We start from the raw sequence: 19532 nt of genomic DNA, 5'->3' as shown, positions 1-19532 counted from the left end.
ACCAGAATTTATGGGCCTTACGGCGTCACACACTAGTTACATACCTATTTTTGTACCGTCAATCTATAGAGCACCGGAATTCTTCAGTCGCTGTACCTCGGACGGTATCCATCGCTGCTCAATCTAAAGTATGGCGCTCCACCAGCAAGCTTGGCTAGCTGAGCATCGAACTGAACACCTATGCGGGCTCACGCTATTCGTTAAATAATTAGATATTCCAAATTTTGGTGTATGCGACAGTAGCCATTTTATCGTTGACATCATGCATAGCGGCCACATCCCAGACTGCGATATTCAACATATCATTTGGGATTACATAGCCATCCTTCCTCAATATATTTATTTTTTCCGCATAATCTTGCACACCCACTTTTTCATTCATCTTCTGATCCAAGAACATTAGGTTGGCAAGTTGGCCAATATTATCATCAGTCCACCCCTCAACACCAACCTTTACTTGAGGATAAATATGTTCTATTGTCAAATCCTCAAAATCAACCGGATACTTATACCCTTCAAATTCAGAAAAATTTCTTAAAATATATCGAACTAGATTTTTCTGCTTAGAATTACTATTAGTATATGTAACTTCTTTGAATGCAACCTTAAATTCCTCTAAGGATGGCCGTCGATTTCGCAATTTCACTACGAGTTCCATGATCTCATTTGAAGCTTCCTGTGGCCCATTAGATTCAAATAATTTTCTCGCGAAAGATGAATACATTGCCGAAATCCCGCCAGAGGATCTGGAAGAGGTTATCGCCGTGAATACAAAATGAAATTTTTCGATAGCCTTCAAAGCATCTCTAAGCTTTGCGAATTTAATTTTCCCGTCCCGATAAGCACGCACAAGAGATAAAACAGCGGGTGTAGGCTGAGAAAGTTTAAATATATTAAAAAGTGCTGCTAAAGAGCGTGATGCCTCAATCTCCCCTTTCACCCAGGCGTATGATGGCTCATGGATAGAACGATAAATTTTTGAATCCGAGAGCAATGCCTCCATATAATATTTTGCATTTTCCTTAGTTACGTCTCGCTTAAATACAGGGAAAATCTTTTTTAGTGGCAGCGCTTCGTAACGAGAAGACCAAAAATGATATATAAAATTATCAGAAGAAATGTCGGCGGACGAGTTATGTATAGTCTCCATTATTTCCGCCCACTTCAATTTTGCAGCATCAACACTACCTTTAGCTTTTAAATGTTTAGCGAAGTGGTTTTTCACCAGATCTGAAACAGCAAGATCCTTCCCTCTTGTATTTAAAGTTTCGAATATTAAATACGCATCATCCTCACTATCCAATACCACAAAAATTAGATTTAAATTTAATACAGTATTTCGAATCGAAGTTAACTTACCAATTTTCTTATTGTCTTTATCCGCTTGAACTATAGTAGCATCTACATCAATTGCATCAAGCGATGATACGACCAACTTCCTAAATATATCATATGCATTTTGCAAATTTGTTTCTTCTGAACGGATTTTTACATTCAAATCAGCGGGGCCAAATTTTTGAATGTTTTCCTGGAAATATGGGAAAGACGTTTCAGTTCGTAAAACATACTCACTTTTATTATCCCTATCCTTTCTCTCTATTAACTGATGCAACCCTTCGGCATAATCAAATCTATTTAATATAGCGAACTCATCGCGCAATACACACAAGAGAATAGTTATAGTAGTCAATCGTTGCTGACCGTCTACCACACCAAATTGTTGCTTACCCCTCTTATACACCACCATCGACCCAATAAAATAATCTTCATCTTTGTTGGAAATTAAATCATTCCAGAAATCATTAATATTATCATCATCCCATGAATATGGACGTTGAAACCGAGGAATATGAAAATAACTACCATCAAGCAAACTTTCTATATCAGTGTCCTTAGATTCGATTTTCAAAATTGCACTCCATAATTTAAAGATTTAAAATTTAGTGTTTCAGGTACAATCACAAAGACTTAACATTGTAGCGAATTTAATTCACCACAAATCATATTTTTATTTACTTCCACAAAACGAACTCTCGCTGCTCACACTTTTTTTCATTTACAGTCCTAATCTTTTGCATACATTTTTTGAGTAGTTCGTGTAATTTGAAGTAGATATCGCCCAGGCGACACACTCTTACAGTTTCCACAGCAATTGTGAGTCAAAATGCGTCAAAAAGCACGCCCCTTCTTCGCCCCGCCGCGCCAGTCCACACGACGCGAGGGTCAAACGACGCGAGGGTCAGGTCCGTAATTCAGACACGGACTGATGCGTCGGGTGCTGTGAAAGCTTGCTCAGTCGAAAACCTAATTAGAACCACGAACGCGCGCCTGCGGCGCGCGGGGCTGCCGCGCAGCGGCAGCGGTTGGAGGATTCGGGGCGGGCTGGGCCGGTAGGCCCAGCCCTTCGAATCTCACACGCAGGGCGCGAAGGCGCCCTGCTCGCTTCCGTCAGGAAATAAAAAAAGCCGCCCAAGGGGGCGGCTCTTCTTTTTATTTCCTGGCGGAAGCGGTGAGATTCGAACTCACGAACAGTTTAACCCGTCGCTAGTTTTCAAGACTAGTGCCTTCAACCACTCGGCCACGCTTCCAGATGGCAGCATTATACATAAAGGTCACTGGCTTACCAATGGCTAGTACTGTCGTGGCCTTACTCCCCCAACGGCAAGGGCTGGGGCAGGCACCTACACGCCCCAGTTTTCCCGCAGCGCCCGCTCGAACTCTCTCGCCGGCAGCGGGCGCGAGAACAGGTAGCCCTGCACTTCGTCGCAGCCGGAACTCTTCAGGAAGGCCAGCTGTTCGGCCGTTTCCACGCCTTCGGCGATCACCTTGTGGTGCAGCTGCTGGGCGATGCTGATGATGGTGCTGGCGATGGCGCAGTCGCTGGCGTCGGTGGGGATGCCGGTGGTGAACGAACGGTCGATTTTCAGGGTATCGATGGGAAAGCGCTTCAAATAGGACAGACTCGAATAGCCGGTGCCGAAGTCGTCCAGCGACAGGGCCACGCCCAGGGCCGTGATGCGGTCCATGATGGCGATGACCCTCTCGATGTTGTGCATCAGGGTGCTTTCCGTGATTTCCAGTTCCAGCCAGGCCGCTTCCAGGCCGTAGCGGGCCAGGGTTGCCGCCACCCTGGCGGGCAAGGCTGCCGTGAATTCGCGCGCGGAAACGTTGACGGCCAGGCGGATCGGCGGCAGGCCGGCCAGCTTCCATGCTTGCGCCTGGGCGCAGGCCGCTTCCAGCACCCATTCGCCCACCTGCACCACCAGGCCCGTGGATTCGGCCAGGGGGATGAATTCGGCGGGCGGGATCATGCCGTGCTGCGGGTGATGCCAGCGCACCAGTGCTTCGGCGCCGATGATGCGCCCGCTGCCGAGCGCGTACTTCGGCTGGTAGTGCAGCAGCAGTTGCTGCTCCGACAGGGCCTGGCGCAAGCCCGTTTCCAGGCGCATGCGCGCCTGCATGCCCTGGTTCATGTCCTGGCTGTAGAAGGCCACGCTTTCCGCTTCGCCGCCGCTATCCTGCTTGGCGCGGTACATGGCGATGTCGGCCAGGCGCAGCAGGGTTTCCGCATCCTGCCCGTCCTGCGGATACACGCTGATGCCGATGCTGGCGCCCACGCGCAGGTCGTGGTCCTCGATCAGGAATGGCTCCACCAGCGAGGCGAGGAGCTTTTGCGCCACCATGCTCGCTTCGAAATGCTGGCCGATGTCGAACAGGCCGACGGCGAACTCGTCGCCGCCCAGGCGGGCCACCAGGTCCTGGTCGCGCAATACCTGGCGGAAACGCAAGGAGACCTGGCGCAGCAGTTCGTCGCCGATGCGCCGGCCCAGGGTGTCGTTGATCAGCTTAAAACGGTTCAGGTCGATGAACAGCACGCAACCGAGCATCTTACTGCGCTGCGCCACGCTGAGAGCCTGGTCAACCAGCTTGGCCAGCAAGGTACGGTTGGGCAGGCTGGTCAGCGGGTCGTAGTAGGCCAGGTGGTGCAGCCGCTCTTCGGCCAGCTTGCGTTCCGTGATGTCCGTCAGGTAGGCGATGAGTCCGATGGGCTTGTCGTCCAGGTCTTGCAGCGGCGACAAGGACAGGCTGGCCCAGAAGACCTCGCCCGACTTCTTTCGCCGGCGCACCTCCATCAGGCGCCCTCCCTGTTCCAGGAAGGCGTCGTGGAAGCCCGTGTCTTCGTCGTCGTACAGGAACAGGATGTTGCGCCCCACGGCTTCCACCGAGGTGTAGCCGAACAGGCGTTCGGCGCCCTTGTTCCAGCTGGTGATGTAGCCCGTCAAGTCCATCGTCAGCACGGATTCGTGCAACTGGTCGAGGATTTGCGTCTGCTGCGCCAGCAAGGCTTCGACTTGCGCGTAGGCATGGGTCGAGCGTTGCGCCAGCGAATGCACCTGCAAGACGCCGGCCGTCAACGATGCCAGGCTGGCCAGGTGGCGGCGGTCGGCATCGTTATACAGCGGGCGGCCGGCCACGCTGTAATGGCCGAAGCAATGGCCGTCGAAGCTGACTTCCTGCAACAAGGCGGGCGTATCGCGGGGAAACGGCACGGCTGGCGCAGCGGCGTCCGTACTGGCCGCGGGCAGGAACTGGCCATGCGGGCTGGCCATCACGGTGCTGGCGATACGGCCCAGCTCAGCTACCAGCGCGGAGCCGCGCAAACGCACGACGGCGTCGCACAGGGCGGCGCTGTCAGCGAGGAAATCCGACACCGGAAACAGGGTCATGCTAGAGGTTCCGGCTGACCTGGATGGCCCATTGGTAGGCCTGCAGCAGGCTGCGCCAATAGGTTTCTCCATCGATGCCGGCGCGGCGCAAGCCGTCGAGCGGCGGCGTGGCGCTTTCGACCAGCGCCAGCAAGGCACCCAGCTCGCCATTACGCTCGAGCAAGGCCGTGCTCACTTCGGGCGCCAGGTTCAGGGTGGCGATGATGTCTTCCATCGGCATGCCCAGCAAGACGTCGAGCAGGGAAAACACGCCTGCCATGAAGGCCAGGTCTTGCGCGTCGCGGTCGCCGCCGCGCAGCTGGCACAGCGCTTCCATCTGCGCCGCGCGCACGGCCGCCAGCGGCAGCAGCGCGTGGATTTTGCCATCGTCTTGCTGGCGCGCATACAGCAGCAGTTGCAGCCAGCGCTGCAGCTGGCGCCGGCCCAGCAGGGTGATGGCCTGGCTGAAGCTGCTAATCGGCGCCGTGAAACCGAAGGCGGCGGAATTGACCAGTTTTAATAGATGATAGCTGAGCGATGGGTCTTGCTTGAGCGGCACTTCCAGCTCGTGCGCGTCGGCATCGCGGGCCAGCAGACCCAGCAGCGCCAGCACGCGGCGCCGCGACGTGGCGTCTTCCGGCTCGCTTTGCTGGCGCGCATGGTGCAGGGCGTAATCGCCGGCAAACCAGCTCACGCCGAGTTCTTGCAATTCGGCAATCTGCCCCGCGTCGGCGATGTTGTAGGCCAGGTGCGGCCCCGGCAAGGGCAGCAGCTGATGCAGGGCCGGGCGGGCGCCGGCCGCATCAAAACTCAGCGCACGCGCATCGACCTGCGCCGCCGTCACGGGACCGGCCTCGGCGCCATCGAGCAGGATGCGGTAGCCGGCGTCGCGCCATTGCCGGCATTTTTTCTGCAGCGCTTTGTCGTCGGCAAGATGGGCAGGCAAACGGAAGATGGTGCGTTGCGGCGCCAGTTGCGCCAGCACGGCCTCGTCCACGCCATGCGGGTCGGCCAGGGGAATGATGCAGTCGAGCGGCGCCAGGAAGGCATACGCATCGGCGGCGGCCAGCGCCGCCAGCAGCGACGCCGTCGAGGCCTGCGGTACATGCAGGGTAACAGCGACCCACTCGTTATGAGCATTGGCTACTGCTTGTAATCCCACCAACGGAAACAGGTTTGATTCAGACGCTGACATCGGTATCTCAGTGTGGGTAGGGCGCCATAGTAAATAAACTGACCAGCATTGGCAACCCTGGCCCGACAGGGATGCCATTTCGACAGCGAGATTCATTCTATCCGAATCTCACCCATGAAACAGTTTAATTTTGGCAATAAATATTCAAAAAGAACATTCCCCCCGCGAGACCCGCCTGGCATGCGGGTGCCGCCGCGCGCGCCTTCTCAGGCGCTGCCGCCCTGTGCATGCTCGACCGCATATTTGATCAATTCGGCCTGCCCTTCGATGCCAAGCTTGCGCTTGATGTTCAGCCGGTGCGTCTCCACCGTGCGCACGCTCAGGTCCAGCACGCGGGCGATCTGCTTGTTCGACTGGCCCGCCGCGATGTGCTGCAGCACTTGCTGCTCGCGCGTGGTGAGGAAGGAATCGTGGACTTGCGGGCGCGACAGCTGCCGCGCCAGCGCTGCACTGTAATAAATGCCGCCGGACATCACCGTCTCGATGGCAAACACAATATCTTTCCCTGGAGCATCTTTGAGCACATAGCCGCGCGCGCCCGCGGCGATGGCTTGCGACACGTATTCGAGCTTGTCGTGCATGGACAGGATCAGCACGGCAATCTGCGGGAACGCCTGCTTGAACAGCGCCGTCGCCTCGATGCCGTTCGTGCCGCGCATATTAATATCCATCAACACGAGGTCCACCTGGTGCGCGCGCGCCTGGGCCAGCGCTTCGTCGGCGCCGCCCGCCTCGGCCACCACGTCGAAATGCGCCACCGCTTCCAGGCGCGCGCGCAAGCCGTCGCGCACGAGGGGGTGGTCGTCCACCAGCAGGATGTTGATCTTCTCGGTCATGGTTGCGTATCTATTCTTAGTGGGTGGATGAAAGTGCGAGCCGCGCCAGCACCACGGTGCCGGCCGGGGACGAGGTGATGTGCAGGCTGCCGCCGATGGCTTCCATGCGTTCCGTCATGTTGCGCAGGCCGATGCCGCGCTGCGGATGCAGGGCGATGCCGTCAAAGTCGAAGCCGCCGCCGTTATCCTGGATGCGCAATTCCACGGCCTTGCCCGCCTCGCGCAGGCTTACTTCCACGCCGCGGGCGTGGGCATGGCGCTCGCAATTGGTCAGCGCTTCCTGGGCGATGCGGAACAGCACGGTATTCACCATGTCGGGCAAGCCCTCGCCCGCCGCCGCCGGACTGGCCGTGAAACTGGCTTGCGCGCTGCTGCTGTCGTTAAATTCATGCACCAGGTGGTCGAGCGCGGCGGCCAGGCCCAGGTCGTCGAGGATGGCCGGGCGCAGGTTGTGCGAAATGCGCCGCACCTCGCCCAGCACCTTGTTCAGCTGCTCGGCGGCACGCTCGAACGTGGCCGGCGCCTTGTCTTTCTGTTCCGCATTGCCGGCCAGACGCGCGATGCCCGCCTCGATCTGCAGCTTGATCGACACCAGCCACTGGCTGATGCCGTCATGCAAGTCACGCGACAGCCGCGCCCGCTCTTCTTCCTGCGATTCGACCACCCGCTGCGCCAGCACTTTCAGCTTGGCATCGGCCACGCGCAGTTCGCGCAAGTTCAGCACGAGGCCGCAGGCGGCCACCAGCAGGGAGCCGAGAATGGCGATGGCGGCGATCAACTCCATGGTCGAGCGGATATTGCGCGACTGCTGGGCGTCGACCTTGGCCAGCGCCTGGTCCACGTCGTCCATATAAATACCGGTCCCCATCATCCAGCCCCACTCCGGCATCAGGATCACATAGCCGAGCTTGGGCGCGGACTTGTTGGTCGACGGCTTGATCCAGTTGTAGCGCTCGAAACCGCCGCCGCTCTTAGCCCGCTGCATCAGGCGCTGGATGGTCAGATTGCCCTCGGCGTCGCGCAGCTCCCACAGATTCTGCCCCACCAGCTCGGGCTGGCGCGGATGCATCAGCGACTTGCCCTGCAAATCGTAGATGAAGAAATAGCCGTCGTCGCCATAGCTGAGGGCGGACAGGATGCGCTTGGCCTCCTCTTGCGTGGCGTCATCCTTGCGGCCAGAACCATATAACGAGGCGATGGAATGGCTGGCCAGGGTCACGTAATGCTTGAGCTCGGCTTCCTTGCTGGCCAGGTACGCTTGCTGGATGGTGGCGCGCTGCTGCTCGGCCAGGGTGATCGCCTGGTGCCGCACGGCAAACGCAATGGCGCACAGGGCGAGGATGAGCGGCGTGAGGGCCAGGAAGATGACTTTCTGTCTGAGTTTCATGGCCTTGCGCGCTCCGGCGGCGTCGATGCTGGTGGGAATGGGTGATTTTACGTCGCGGCGCGGCGATCGGTCTGCGTAGTAATACTGAGCGTTACTGCGTAGTGCTGCGCTTGCGGCAATTATACGATTCCTGAATACTCGCCATAAGCTGCAGATACACCAAAAGTAACATCCAAACTGGCGACGACCAGGCTCGGCAGCACACATCATCGCACGGCACAGCGCCCGTCAATCTCTGGAGGAAGCATGAACCGCATTTTCAAACAACTCGGCTGGGCAGCGCTTGCGCTGGCAGGCGCCGGGTCCCTGGGCGTTGTCGCCCTGCAACGTGGCGAACCGATCAGCGCGATCTGGATCGTCATCGCCGCCGTCTGCGTCTATCTGATCGCCTACCGTTTCTACAGCCTGTTCATCGCCGACAAGGTGCTGGGCCTCGATGCACGCCGCATGACGCCCGCGTTCAAGCACAACGATGGCCTCGACCACGTGCCGACCAACAAATATGTGCTGTTCGGCCACCATTTCGCGGCGATTGCCGGCGCCGGCCCCCTGGTCGGGCCCGTGCTGGCCGCGCAGATGGGCTATCTGCCCGGCATGCTGTGGATTTTGGCGGGCGTCGTGTTTGCCGGCGCCGTGCAGGATTTCATCGTGCTGTTCATTTCCATGCGCCGCGATGGCCGTTCCTTGGGCGACCTGATCAAGGCTGAACTGGGCGAAATTCCCGGCATGATCGCTCTGCTCGGCTGCTTCATGATCATGGTCATCATCCTGGCCGTGCTGGCACTGATCGTCGTCAAGGCTCTGACGGGCTCGCCTTGGGGCAGCTTCACCGTGATGGCGACGATTCCCATCGCCCTGTTCATGGGCGTGTACTCGCGCTTCATCCGCGTGGGCCGCATCGGCGAAATCTCCATCATCGGCTTTGTCTTGCTGATGCTGGCCATCATCGGCGGCCAATACGTGCAGGAACATGCCGTTCTCGGCCCGATGTTCACGTTCACGGGCACGGAACTGACGTGGATGCTGATCGGCTACGGCTTCATCGCTTCCGTCCTGCCCGTGTGGCTGCTGCTGGCGCCGCGCGACTACCTGTCGACTTTCCTTAAAATCGGCACGATTCTGGGCCTGGCCATCGGCATCATCGTCGTCGCGCCTTACCTGAAAATGCCGGCCATGACCAAGTTCATCGACGGCTCCGGCCCCGTCTGGTCGGGCAATCTGTTCCCCTTCCTGTTCATCACGATCGCCTGCGGCGCCGTTTCCGGCTTCCACGCGCTGATTTCCTCGGGCACCACGCCGAAGATGATTGAAAACGAAAGCCACGCCCGCTTCATCGGCTACGGCGCCATGCTGATGGAATCGTTCGTGGCCATCATGGCCCTGGTGGCCGCCTCGACCATCGAGCCGGGCATCTATTTCGCCATGAACAGCCCGGCCGCCCTGATCGGCACCACGGCGGAATCGGCCGCCCAGGCGATTTCGCAGTGGGGCTTCTATGTCACGCCGGAAATGCTGACGCAAACGGCCAAGGACGTTGGCGAGCACAGCATCATTTCACGCGCGGGCGGCGCACCGACCCTGGCCGTGGGCATGGCGCAGATCCTGTCCGGCGCCATCGGCGGCAAGGCCATGATGGCCTTCTGGTACCACTTCGCCATCCTGTTCGAAGCGCTGTTCATCCTGACGGCCGTCGATGCGGGCACACGTGCCGGCCGCTTCATGCTGCAAGACTTGCTGGGCAGCTTCGTGCCAGCGCTGAAACAGACGGAAAACGTCATCGCCAACCTGCTGGCCACGGGCCTGTGCGTGGCGGCCTGGGGCTACTTCCTGTACCAGGGCGTGGTCGATCCATTGGGCGGCATCAATACCCTGTGGCCGCTGTTCGGCATCGCCAACCAGATGCTGGCGGCCATCGCGCTGATCCTCGGCACCTGCGTGCTGTTCAAGATGAAACGTGGCCAGTATGCATGGGTCACCATCACGCCGACGATCTGGCTGCTGCTGTGCACATTGACGGCGGGCTGGCAAAAGATTTTCGACGCCAACCCGCGCGTCGGTTTCCTCGCGCATGCGAAGAAATACTCGGCGGCCCTCGATGAAGGCACCCTGCTGGCGCCGGCCAAGTCCGTGGCGCAGATGCAGCAGATCATCTTCAACGATTACCTCGACGCCGGCCTGGCCGCCTTCTTCGTCATCGTCGTGATCAGCGTGCTGTTCTTCGGCATCCGCACCATCATGAAGGCGCGCGCCGACAGCAAACCGAGCACCAAGGAAACGCCGTTCCAGGCCATGCCCACGGTGCAATGATGATCGATGAAATCATCAAGGCTGGACGGTATCTGGGGCAAAGCATGCGGCTCATGTGCGGCTTGCCCGAGTACGACACCTATGTGGCGCACCGGGAAGTGACCCATCCCGGCGAGCCGATGATGACGTATGAAGAGTTTTTCCGCGAGCGGCAGGAAGCCCGTTACGGCGGGGCGGGAAAACGTGGAGGTTGTTGTTAATAGTATGGTCAGTCCCTTCGGGATCGGCATGTGCCCCATTGGGACACATGCCCCCTCCTGGGTCTGACCCCGGCCTTTCAGGGGTTTAATTGCATCCCCAAAAGCAAATACCGGGGTCAGTTGCGTAGGTCGGATTAGCTCGTAGAGCGTAATCCGACAACATCGTTGGCGCGGCCGGTGGTGGTGTCGGATACGCGCGGCTTTGCCGCGCTAATCCGACCTATGTGCTGCCCTCCGTTGTTTCATCTCTTATAAGTTCCCCTCCCCTCTCCTCCATTAGACCCACATCAATATCGGGATGTGTCTTCGCGTCTATATTTTTCCAATAGGAAATTAAAAAAACAGTCAACAGGCCGACCGGAGAAGCGCCACAACCATGTTCAATTTCCAACGCTCCAGCATCAGCCAGAAGCTGACCATGATTTCGGTATTGTCGTCGGGCTGCGCGCTGCTGCTGGTGTTCGTGGCGTTTGCGCTGACTTCCGTGCTCAACCACAAGAACGATGAAGGCAAGCAACTGCTGTCGCTGGCGGGCGTGATCGGCGCGGCCAGCGCGGCGCCCATGCTGCTGGGCAAGCCGGCGCAGGCGCAGGCGGAACAGGTGCTGGCGGCACTGTCCGCGCGCGACGAGGTCGCCCAGGCGGCCCTGTTCGACAAGGGCGGGCGCCTGTTCGCCCTGTACCGCGCGCCGCAGCATGCGGACGGCCTGGCGGCGCCGGAAGACATGGACCCGGCCCTGCTGGCCGACATGGCCGTGCAGCCCGTCACGCAAGGCTCGGGCACGACCCTGGCGCCCGCCATGCGCTTGTACCGCCCCGTCTACCGGCCAGGCGAGCCGCAACAGATCATCGGCGCCGTGCTGATTGAGGCGGACCTGAACCACATGTGGCGCGACATCGGCCGCCACGTGGGCGCCATCGGCGGCGCCACCGTGCTGTCCTTCCTGATCGCCGTGTTCCTCGCGCGGCGTTTCAAGAGCGTGATCGCCGAACCGATCACCAAGCTGATCGACACGGCGCAAAAAGTGTCGAGCAGCCAGACCTACAGCCACCGCATCGCGCACCAGCGCAGCGACGAGCTGGGCGTGCTGATCGACAGTTTCAACGACATGCTGGCGCAGATCGACAGCCGCGACAGCACCCTGGCCAATTACCGCGACCAGCTCGAGCGCCAGGTGGGCGTGCGCACGGCGCAGCTGGAAAAGGCCAAGGATGCGGCCGAGGCGGCCAGCCAGGCGAAGAGCGCGTTTCTCGCCACCATGAGCCATGAGATCCGCACGCCCATGAACGGCGTGCTGGGCATGACGGAGTTGCTGCTGGCCAGCCCTTTGAGCCCGCAGCAGCGCCACTACACGAGCATGGTGCAGCGCTCGGGGCAGAACTTGCTGGTGATCATCAACGACATCCTCGACTTTTCCAAGATCGAGGCGGGCAAGCTGAGCGTGGAATACATCCGCTTCAATTTCCGCGAATTGCTCGACGACATAGAACACGTGTTCGCGCCGCAGGCGGAAGCGAAGAATATCAGCCTGGAATTCGACATCGCCTACGACATTCCGATCGCCATCTGCGGCGACCCGAACCGTTTGCGCCAGATCATCGTCAATCTTCTGGGCAACGCCATCAAGTTTACGGAAACGGGCAAGGTCACCGTGAAAGTGACCGTGTGCAGCGAAGACGCGCCCAGCGTGGGCTTGCGCTTCGAGGTACACGACACGGGCATCGGCGTATCAAACGAGGCGCAGACGCGCATCTTCGAATCGTTCTCGCAGGCGGACGGCTCGACCACGCGCAAGCACGGCGGCACGGGCCTTGGGTTGACGATCTCGAAACAGCTGGTGGAACTGATGGGCGGCACTATCGGCGTTGATAATGCTTTAACGCAAGGCTCGATCTTCTGGTTCGAAGTAAATTTCGATAAGCGGCGAGTCGACAGCGACGACCCCTCCTTCAACCTGAAAACCACGCGAGGGTTACGCGCCTTGATCGTCGACCACACACCCGCCACGCGCGCCGTGCTGGAGCGGCAACTGGCCAGCTGGCACATCGTCAGCGACAGCGCCGGCACGGCCAGCGACTGCCTGACCAAGCTGCGCGCGGCGGCCCAGGCGGGCACGCCATATGGCGTGGCGCTGCTCGACATGGAATTGCCGCGCACCAGCGGCCTGGCCCTGGCCGCCACCATCAAGAGCGACCCGCTGCTGGCCGACCTCAAATTACTGCTGCTGAGCACGGAACAGGCGGCGGCCGACCCCGTGCAGCGGCGCGAGGCGGGCGTGGCCTTCCAGCTGATCAAGCCGGCCCGCGAATGCGACCTATTCGACTGCATCGTCACGCCGCCGCGCGCCAGCGATAGCCTGCGCATCCATCCGCCGCACGCGGCGCGGCAGGTGGGCCGGCGCCAGCGCCGCCGCGTGCTGCTGGCCGAAGATAACCCCGTCAACGTGGAAGTGGCGCTGGCCATGCTCGACAGCCTGGGTCTGGACGTGGTCTGCGCGCGCAACGGCGAAGAAGCCCTGCAGGCGGCGCAGGCCGAGGATTTCGATCTGATCCTGATGGATTGCCAGATGCCCGTGATGGACGGCTTTGCCGCCACGGCGGAAATCCGCCGCCACGAACAGCAGTGCGGCCACGCGCGCGTGCTGCCCATCGTCGCCATCACGGCCAATGCGCTGCAGGGCGACCGCGAAGCATGCCTGGCGGCCGGCATGGACGATTACCTGAGTAAACCGTTCACGCAGCAGGACCTGGGCCACACGATCGCGCGCTGGATCACCCTGCCCCGCGCGGCCACCGTGCACCACAGCGAAGCGCCGGAGCCGCAGACGCCGCAAGAAGCGCCGCCCGAGGTGACGCCGCCATCCGCCGCCACGGCATCGGTCCAGCCGCTGAACCGGCAAGCGCTGGAAAACATCCGCGCCCTGTCGCACGCCGACGGCGATGCGCTGCTGGAACGGGTCATCCAGGCCTTTACCGGCGAGACGCCGCGCCAGTTGAGCGCCATGCGCGAAGCGATCGCCGGCGCGGACGCGGAAGCGCTGCGCAAGGTGGCGCACAGCCTCAAATCAGGCAGCGCCAACGTGGGCGCCGACGGCCTGGCGCAGCTGTGCAAGGAGATGGAAAAACTGGGCCGCGCCGGCAGCACCGAGGGCGCGGCTCCCCTGCTGCTGCAGATGCAGCAAGCCTTCCTGACCGTACGCGAATCGCTGAACGCCATCCTCGTGAAGGAACACTGACATGACAGCGCCCCTCTCCCCTCCCCGCGGCCTGGTGCTGGTGGCCGACGACGATCCCGTGATGCGCTTGCTGATGCGGCAAATGCTCACGCAGGTGGGCCTGGACGTGATCGAGGCCGAAGACGGCGTGCAGGCGCTGGCCAGCTACAAGCACAGCGGACCGGACCTCGTCATGCTCGACGTCGACATGCCGGCCATGGACGGCTTTGCCGTGTGCCGCGAAATCCGCCACCAGGAAGTGGGCGGCACGGTGCCCGTCATCATGGTCACGGGCGGCGACGAACTGGAAGCCGTCACGCGCGCCTACGAGGTGGGCGCCACCGATTTCATTTCCAAACCCATCAACTGGCCCATCCTCGGGCACCGCGTGCTGTACGTGCTGCGCGCCAGCGACGCCATCGCCCGTCTGCGCATCGCCGACGCGCACAACCGCGCCGTGCTGGCCGCCATCCCCGACACCTTCTTCCGTCTCAACCGCGAAGGCTTTTATCTCGACTACGAACAGGGCCACGACGCCAGCGCCGGCTTTTCCATCAGCAACTGCGTGGGCAGCCATATCCGCGACGTGCTGCCGCCCGAAATCGCCGCGCGCCTGCTCGACAAGGCGCACGCGGTGCTGACCACGCAGCACATCGGCTCGGTCGACTACACGCTCACGCACGAGGACAGCACGCGCCATTTCGAGGCACGCCTGGTGGCGACGGGGGCCGATGAAGTGCTGGGCCTGGTGCGCGACATCAGCGAGCGCAAGCGCACGGAAGAGCAGATCCGCCGCCTCGCCTATTGCGACAGTCTGACGGGCATCCCCAACCGCCAGGCCTTCCTGGAAACCCTGGAACGGGAACTGCTGCGTTCGAAAGAGCACGACAAGAAATTCGCCGTGCTGTTCATGGACCTGGACGCCTTCAAGCGCATCAACGACACCCTGGGCCACGACGTGGGCGACCATTTGCTCAAGGTGGTGTCCGAGCGCCTGCGCGAAACCATCCGCCCCAGCGACCTGGTGCTGCGCGCCGAGCACGAGTTCGAGGCGTCCTCCGGCGGCAGCAACCTGGCGCGCCTGGGCGGCGACGAATTCACGATCCTGATCCCCGACCTGGAGCGGGTGGAAGACGCGCTGAACGTGGCGCACCGGGTCAAGGAAGCCATGCGCCGGCCCTTCATGATCGAGGGGCACGAGATTTTCGTCACGGCCAGCATCGGCATCTCGCTGTATCCGGAAGATGGCGAGGACTGCAACTCGCTGCTCAAATATGCGGACACGGCCATGTATCACGCGAAGAACTGCGGCAAGAACAACGCCAAGCTGTACAGCTCCTCGCTGACGATGGAAATCATGAGCCACGTCAAGATGGAAGTGGGCTTGCGCAAAGCCTTGCAAAACAACGAACTGTATTTGCTGTACCAGCCGCAGATCGACGTGCCCAGCACGCAGATCGTGGGCGTGGAAGCGCTGGTGCGGTGGCGCCATCCGGAGCGGGGCATCATTTCGCCCACGGAATTCATCCCGCTGGCCGAAGAGACGGGGCTGATCGTGCCCATCGGCGAATGGGTGCTGCGCACGGCCTGCAACCAGGCCAAGGCCTGGCAAAGCCATGGCGGGCGCGCCATCCGCATGGCCGTCAACCTGTCGGCCAAACAATTCAAGGATGAAAACCTGATGCAGATCGTGCTCTCGGCACTGGCCGACACGGGCCTCGATGCGCGCCTGCTGGAACTGGAATTGACGGAAGGTACCCTGATGGACGATGCGCGCGCCACCATGGTGACCCTGGAGCAATTGCGCGGCATCGGCGTCTACCTGTCCATCGACGACTTCGGCACGGGATATTCGTCGATGAATTATCTGAAGCGCTTCGACGTGCGGGCTTTAAAAATCGACAAGAGTTTTATCGCCGGCTTGCCGCAGGATACGGAAAATGCGGCCATCACGCGCGCCATCATCGCCATGGCGCACGGCTTGAAAATGGTGGTGGTGGCCGAGGGCGTGGAAACGGACGAGCAGCTGGTGATGCTGGAAGAATACGGCTGCGACATGGCCCAGGGATACTTTTTAGGCCACCCGTCGCCGCACGACACGATCACGGCCATGCTGGCCAGGCAGGCGGGCCGGCTGGCCAGTCTGGAAACTAGAGCACTTCGAAGGCAAGGATTTGCGTGACTTGCTGCGGATTGAAATTGTCGTCGGAAATCACCACCAGGCTGCGGCGGCCGTTTTCCAGGCGCGGCCCCCAGCTGATGCCTTCGATATTGTCGACCTTGGGCAGGCCGGTCTTTTCCAGGTCCAGCAGCAATCGCTTGCGCGCCGGCACATAAGTCGCGCCCGCCAGGGCCGGGATATCCCGGATATCGGTGGCGCCATCCGTCTCCATTTCGTAGATGCGCACGTGATTCGTGTACAGGCCGTTCGCGTTGGCCACGCCGGCCCGCTCCACCACGAGCACCTGATGGCCGTTCACGGCGAGGATTTCCGACACGCCATTGTCCGCCTCGCGCCCCGGTGCGGGCCGCGACGCCACGGGCTCAATCGGATACGCATACTGGCCCAGCACCTTGCCCGCGCGGTCCAATCGCGTGATGCGCACCACGGAGCCGTTGTCGGGCGTGGCCAACGGGCCGTCCTGGTACAGGGCCGCTTCCATGCCCAGCCACAAGCTCTTGCCATCGCTGGCAAACGACAGCGCTTCAAACGTCATGTTGTTGCGCGAGCCGATTTCTTCCTTCGAGACATTGAACATGGCGGGCGTGGGCAAGGTGGCCAGGAATTTTCCATCGCGGTCCGCATGGCGCACGAACGGATGCAAGCCCACCTTGCGGTTGCCTTCGCTGCCGTACCACAGGCTGCCGTCCTGCGGATCGACGCGGATGGTTTCGATGTCGGGCACCTGGTCGCCCCGGTCCAGTTTTGCATGGGCCAGGTTCGGGTAGCGGCTGCCGTCGGGCTGCGTGAAGAAATGCACACTGCTCAAGGTCACGCCGGAGAACGCCTTGCTGTCGTAATTCAAGGCAGCACGGTAGAAGCGGGCCGGATTGATTTCCGAGCGGTCATCGCTTTCCATCACCCAAGTATTGCTCGCCGCATCGTAGTCGATGCCGGACAAGCCGCCCACCGTGGTGCCCTCGAACGCGTACTTAAGCGCGATGCGCTGCTCGCCGATCAGGCGCAGGCCGGTAATCGGCGCGTCGTGGGGAAAGCTGGCGCAGGCGGAGAGGAGGATAGTGCTGGATGCCAGGACAAGCGCGGTACGGAAAATTCGATGCATGACAGGTATCAGTGAGTTGCGTAGGTCGGCTTAGCGCGAAGCGCGTAAGCCGACAACATTGTTGGCTTGGCTGGTGGTGTCGGTAACGTGGCGTGGTGGTGTCGATAACGTGACGTGGTGGTTGTCGGATTACGCAGCTACGCCGCTAATCCGACCTACCCGACCTACCCCACCTAGCCGTCACTCATCTATCTGATCCTATCTATACCACCCCATCGGCCCTCAGTTGCGCGATGGCGGCGGCGTCATAGCCGAGCGACGCCAGCACCTCGTCGTTGTGCTGGCCCAGGGCCGGACCCAGCCATTGCGTCTTGCCCGGCGTGGCGGACAGTTTCGGGCTGATGGCGGGCAATTTGACGGGCGTGCCGTCGGCGAAATGGTGCTGTTCGAACATGTCGCGGGCGAGAAATTGCGGATCGCTCATCATGTCGCGCACCGAGTAAATCTTCCCGGCCGGTACGTCGGCGGCCTTCAGCACGGCCAGCGCGCTGGCTATCGTGTGCGTGGCGCACCAGGCGCCGATGGCGTCGTCGATTTCCTGCGTGCGCTCCACCCGGCCGTCGTTGCGCGCCAGTTGCGGGTCGCCCGCCATGTCGATGCGGCCCATGGCCAGCATCAAGCGCTTGAAGATGGCGTCGCCATTGCCGGCGATGACGATGTTTTCGCCGTCGCCCGTCGTGTAGGTATTCGAGGGCACGATGCCGGGCAGCGAGCCGCCCGTGCGCTCGCGCACCACGCCCGCCTGGTCGTATTCGGGCACCAGCGACTCCATCAGGTTGAACACGGATTCATATAGGGCCACGTCGACCATCTGCCCTTCCCCGCCGTCCCGCCCGCCCGTCACGTCGCGGTGGCGCAAGGCCATCATGGCGCCGATCACGCCGTGCAGGGCCGCCACCGAGTCGCCGATCGACACGCCGACCCGTACGGGCGGACGGTCGGCAAAGCCGGACACATAGCGCAAGCCGCCCATCGATTCGCCGATGGCGCCGAAACCGGGCAAATCCTTCATCGGTCCCGTCTGGCCAAAGCCGGACAGGCGCACCATGATGAGCGAAGGCTTGTCTTTCTTCAGTTGTTCGTATCCCAAGTCCCACTTTTCCAGCACGCCGGGGCGGTAGTTCTCAATGATGATGTCCGCTTCCAGGGCCAGCTGGCGCGCGATGGCCCGGCCCTCGGGCGTCTTCAGGTTCAGCGTTAAACTTTTCTTGTTGCGCGCCTGCACCGACCACCACAGCGAGGTGCCGTCCTTCAGCACGCGCCAGGTACGGATGGGGTCGCCGCCATCGGGCGACTCGATCTTGATCACGTCGGCGCCGAATTCGGCCAGCATGCGGGCGCAGAACGGCCCCGCGATCAGGGTGCCCAGTTCCAGCACTTTAATGCCTTGCAATGGACCAGTGGTCGCGGAGGATTCTGTCATGTTGTGCTCAGGTTGCCCTGCGGTCGAGCATCGCGCGGGCAATCGTGCCCGCGTCGACGTATTCCAGTTCGCCACCCACGGGCACGCCGCGGGCCAGGCGGCTCACGCGCAAGCCCCGCGCCTTCAGCATTTCGCTGATGTAATGGGCCGTCGCTTCGCCTTCATTCGTGAAATTGGTGGCCAGCACCACTTCATTCACTACGCCATCGTTGGCGCGGTTCAGCAATTTTTCGAGGTGGATATCTTTCGGGCCGATGCCGTCCAGCGGAGAGAGCCGCCCCATGAGGACGAAATACAGGCCCTTGTAGGTGAGCGTCTGCTCGATCATCAGCTGGTCGGCAGGCGTTTCCACCACGCACAGCAAGCGCTTGTCGCGCTCGTCGTCGAGACAGGTCTCGCACACTTCATGTTCGGTAAAAGTATTGCACAGGCCGCAGTGATGCACGGCATCGACGGCCTGGAACAGGGCGCGCGACAGCATGGCCGCGCCTTCCCTATCGTGCTGCAACAAATGAAACGCCATACGCTGCGCCGACTTGGGGCCGACGCCGGGCAGGCGCCGCAGCGCCTCGGTCAAAAATTCAAGCGACTTGGACATGGATCAACCCTGCCCCGTGCCACAGATCGAGCGCATGCGGCTGTGCATCAGAATGGCATTTTGAAGCCGGCTGGCAAGTTCATGCCGCCGGTCAAGCCTGCCATTTTTTCCGCGGACGTCGCTTCCGCCTTGCGCACGGCATCGTTGAAGGCGGCAGCCACCAGGTCTTCCAGCATGTCCTTGTCGTCGGCCAGCAAGGACGGGTCGATGGAGACGCGCTTGACGTCGTTCTTGCACGTCATGACGATTTTCACGAGGCCGGCGCCGGACTGGCCTTCCACTTCCACCAGCGCCAGTTGTTCCTGGGCCTTTTTCATGTTGTCTTGCATTGCTTGCGCCTGCTTCATCAGGCCAGCCAGTTGATTTTTCATCATAAGAATGC

General features: G+C 60.7%; 13 protein-coding genes and 1 tRNA gene. 4 read left to right on the top strand and 10 right to left on the bottom strand.

Annotated elements, in window-relative coordinates:
* Positions 1-208 precede the first annotated feature (208 nt).
* The 6 genes from AC3RCG_RS09305 to AC3RCG_RS09280 all read right to left on the bottom strand — a co-directional run bounded on the left by AC3RCG_RS09305 (position 209) and on the right by AC3RCG_RS09280 (position 8124).
* Entirely contained in the window at positions 209-1909 is a 1701-nt protein-coding gene (locus AC3RCG_RS09305; RefSeq protein WP_492404294.1) for a DUF262 domain-containing protein, read from the bottom strand.
* Between the two features lie 589 nt (positions 1910-2498).
* A tRNA-Ser gene (locus AC3RCG_RS09300) sits at positions 2499-2588 on the bottom strand.
* 93 nt (positions 2589-2681) lie between these two features.
* Positions 2682-4727, bottom strand: coding sequence for a putative bifunctional diguanylate cyclase/phosphodiesterase (locus AC3RCG_RS09295; protein ID WP_070224855.1), 2046 nt, complete (start codon positions 4725-4727; stop codon positions 2682-2684).
* A 1-nt stretch (position 4728) separates the two neighbouring features.
* Positions 4729-5868, bottom strand: a complete 1140-nt coding sequence (locus AC3RCG_RS09290; protein ID WP_492404292.1) for an EAL and HDOD domain-containing protein — start codon at positions 5866-5868, stop codon at positions 4729-4731.
* Between the two features lie 239 nt (positions 5869-6107).
* Positions 6108-6737: a response regulator transcription factor gene (locus tag AC3RCG_RS09285; RefSeq protein WP_070224853.1), complete on the bottom strand. Its 630-nt coding sequence runs from the start codon at positions 6735-6737 to the stop codon at positions 6108-6110.
* Between the two features lie 16 nt (positions 6738-6753).
* The gene (locus AC3RCG_RS09280; protein ID WP_070313010.1) at positions 6754-8124 is read right to left on the bottom strand and encodes a cache domain-containing protein; all 1371 of its coding nucleotides are present in this window, start codon (positions 8122-8124) and stop codon (positions 6754-6756) included.
* Between the two features lie 246 nt (positions 8125-8370).
* Here AC3RCG_RS09280 and AC3RCG_RS09275 point away from each other — a divergent pair, with 246 nt between their 5' ends.
* From AC3RCG_RS09275 to AC3RCG_RS09260, 4 genes are all read left to right on the top strand, one after another.
* Positions 8371-10431: a carbon starvation CstA family protein gene (locus tag AC3RCG_RS09275; protein WP_070224851.1), complete on the top strand. Its 2061-nt coding sequence runs from the start codon at positions 8371-8373 to the stop codon at positions 10429-10431.
* Positions 10431-10631 (top strand): YbdD/YjiX family protein, encoded by a 201-nt coding sequence (locus AC3RCG_RS09270; RefSeq protein ID WP_010396213.1) that lies wholly within the window; start codon positions 10431-10433, stop codon positions 10629-10631. The genes AC3RCG_RS09275 and AC3RCG_RS09270 overlap by 1 nt, the downstream gene beginning before the upstream one ends.
* A 376-nt stretch (positions 10632-11007) precedes the next feature.
* Positions 11008-13866 (top strand): hybrid sensor histidine kinase/response regulator, encoded by a 2859-nt coding sequence (locus AC3RCG_RS09265; protein WP_492404289.1) that lies wholly within the window; start codon positions 11008-11010, stop codon positions 13864-13866.
* Position 13867: 1 nt separating this feature from the next.
* The gene (locus AC3RCG_RS09260; RefSeq protein WP_492404287.1) at positions 13868-16027 is read left to right on the top strand and encodes a putative bifunctional diguanylate cyclase/phosphodiesterase; all 2160 of its coding nucleotides are present in this window, start codon (positions 13868-13870) and stop codon (positions 16025-16027) included.
* On the opposite strand, the gene AC3RCG_RS09255 is transcribed toward AC3RCG_RS09260, so the two are convergent.
* The 4 genes from AC3RCG_RS09255 to AC3RCG_RS09240 all read right to left on the bottom strand — a co-directional run bounded on the left by AC3RCG_RS09255 (position 15996) and on the right by AC3RCG_RS09240 (position 19524).
* A complete protein-coding gene (locus tag AC3RCG_RS09255; protein WP_492404285.1) occupies positions 15996-17129 on the bottom strand; it encodes an esterase-like activity of phytase family protein in 1134 nt (377 codons plus the stop codon). The two genes, AC3RCG_RS09260 and AC3RCG_RS09255, sit on opposite strands and share 32 nt — an antisense overlap.
* Before the next feature lie 202 nt (positions 17130-17331).
* The gene (locus AC3RCG_RS09250) at positions 17332-18552 is read right to left on the bottom strand and encodes a CaiB/BaiF CoA transferase family protein (RefSeq protein ID WP_492404283.1); all 1221 of its coding nucleotides are present in this window, start codon (positions 18550-18552) and stop codon (positions 17332-17334) included.
* A gap of 7 nt (positions 18553-18559) precedes the next feature.
* Complete coding sequence (gene recR, locus AC3RCG_RS09245; protein WP_070224846.1) at positions 18560-19150, bottom strand: recombination mediator RecR; 591 nt, start codon at positions 19148-19150, stop codon at positions 18560-18562.
* A 47-nt stretch (positions 19151-19197) separates the two neighbouring features.
* The gene (locus AC3RCG_RS09240) at positions 19198-19524 is read right to left on the bottom strand and encodes a YbaB/EbfC family nucleoid-associated protein (protein WP_034759121.1); all 327 of its coding nucleotides are present in this window, start codon (positions 19522-19524) and stop codon (positions 19198-19200) included.
* Positions 19525-19532 lie beyond the last annotated feature (8 nt).

It is taken from the genome of Janthinobacterium sp. GW823-FHT01H08, assembly GCF_058797855.1.
This window is presented reverse-complemented; position numbering and strand designations above follow the sequence as displayed.

What these genes read in the sequence shown, in the direction of transcription:
- AC3RCG_RS09240 (WP_034759121.1), bottom strand. Translation starts at nt 19,524, where the DNA reads ATGATGAAAAATCAACTGGCTGGCCTGATGAAGCAGGCGCAAGCAATG.
- AC3RCG_RS09285 (WP_070224853.1), bottom strand. Translation starts at nt 6,737, where the DNA reads ATGACCGAGAAGATCAACATCCTGCTGGTGGACGACCACCCCCTCGTG.
- AC3RCG_RS09295 (WP_070224855.1), bottom strand. Translation starts at nt 4,727, where the DNA reads ATGACCCTGTTTCCGGTGTCGGATTTCCTCGCTGACAGCGCCGCCCTG.
- AC3RCG_RS09260 (WP_492404287.1), top strand. Translation starts at nt 13,868, where the DNA reads ATGACAGCGCCCCTCTCCCCTCCCCGCGGCCTGGTGCTGGTGGCCGAC.
- AC3RCG_RS09280 (WP_070313010.1), bottom strand. Translation starts at nt 8,124, where the DNA reads ATGAAACTCAGACAGAAAGTCATCTTCCTGGCCCTCACGCCGCTCATC.
- AC3RCG_RS09270 (WP_010396213.1), top strand. Translation starts at nt 10,431, where the DNA reads ATGATCGATGAAATCATCAAGGCTGGACGGTATCTGGGGCAAAGCATG.
- AC3RCG_RS09275 (WP_070224851.1), top strand. Translation starts at nt 8,371, where the DNA reads ATGAACCGCATTTTCAAACAACTCGGCTGGGCAGCGCTTGCGCTGGCA.
- AC3RCG_RS09250 (WP_492404283.1), bottom strand. Translation starts at nt 18,552, where the DNA reads ATGACAGAATCCTCCGCGACCACTGGTCCATTGCAAGGCATTAAAGTG.
- recR (WP_070224846.1), bottom strand. Translation starts at nt 19,150, where the DNA reads ATGTCCAAGTCGCTTGAATTTTTGACCGAGGCGCTGCGGCGCCTGCCC.
- AC3RCG_RS09265 (WP_492404289.1), top strand. Translation starts at nt 11,008, where the DNA reads ATGTTCAATTTCCAACGCTCCAGCATCAGCCAGAAGCTGACCATGATT.
- AC3RCG_RS09255 (WP_492404285.1), bottom strand. Translation starts at nt 17,129, where the DNA reads ATGCATCGAATTTTCCGTACCGCGCTTGTCCTGGCATCCAGCACTATC.